This is a genomic window from Desulfonatronum sp. SC1, from assembly GCF_003046795.1.
In the GTDB taxonomy this organism is placed as follows: Bacteria; Desulfobacterota; Desulfovibrionia; order Desulfovibrionales; family Desulfonatronaceae; genus Desulfonatronum.
The window spans coordinates 1-404 of the sequence record NZ_PZKN01000214.1; the positions used below are offsets into that span (position 1 = coordinate 1).

Genomic DNA, 404 nt, shown 5'->3' on the forward strand with positions numbered 1-404 from the left:
ACACCGAAATGAAACAGACGCCATTCAGGTTGGAAGCTACAATTATGCCCGCCAGGAACAGGCAGGAGAACGCAATGAGGCCGAAATTATTCAGGATGGCGACAGAAACCGCGCAGTGCAATTGCAAACCGGCGACAACAATGAAGCCTCTATAGAGCAGGATGGTTATCGTAACAGAGCCCGACAAGTGCAGAATGGAGACGATAACATGGCAAGAATTGAACAAGAAGGAACGCACAACATAGCACGCCAGAGACAAAACGGAGATGACAACGAAGCCTCTATATTACAGGACGGCCTGAGAAACTATGCCCGCCAACGACAAAAAAGCATCCGTAAACAACGGATGCCAGCAGAAGGGTCGATTTTTATGCCGTGAAATGGTGATTGTAACGATGGCTGAG

1 protein-coding gene is annotated in these 404 nt (G+C 48.5%); it reads left to right on the forward strand.

Annotated elements, in window-relative coordinates:
• A partial coding sequence (locus tag C6366_RS21330; protein ID WP_199221632.1) for a hypothetical protein occupies positions 1–379 on the forward strand: 379 nt, incomplete at its 5' end.
• Between the last annotated feature and the right edge of the window lie 25 nt (positions 380–404).